Origin of the sequence: Herbaspirillum sp. RV1423 (genome assembly GCF_000577615.1) — a bacterium.
Lineage (GTDB): Bacteria > Pseudomonadota > Gammaproteobacteria > Burkholderiales > Burkholderiaceae_D > Herbaspirillum.
In genome coordinates this window covers 1-274 of record NZ_CBXX010000125.1, presented here as the reverse complement: position 1 = coordinate 274, position 274 = coordinate 1, and the positions used below count along the sequence as shown (strand labels likewise).

Here is a 274-nt window from a genome sequence, read left to right as displayed (position 1 = left end):
ATTCAGTTGTTCTGCAAATCTTGCAAAGGTAGTCGACCAATCATGAAATTCTGAAATTAACTCGTCAGCAGCCTCCCAGATGTCTGTTTCGTCAGGGTGAGCGACCAGTCTCGCACCATTGAGAACGGTATGTGTCATTGCGTGCAGGCGCAGTAGCTCATCGCGTACGCCGTCAATGCCATCAAGACGCGTCCGAATTGCATCCAGCTGATCCACCATGCGTAGCATCGCGGACGTGTCATAGCTATCCTGTAACGCTTCCAATGCCTTCGCG

The 274-nt window shown here is 51.5% G+C and carries 1 protein-coding gene; it reads right to left on the bottom strand.

The window, feature by feature from the left end; all coding sequences use genetic code 11:
- The coding region (tnpC, locus tag RV1423_RS30500; RefSeq protein ID WP_051517026.1) for a Tn3 family transposase post-transcriptional regulator TnpC at window positions 1-274 on the bottom strand (274 nt) is incomplete at both ends.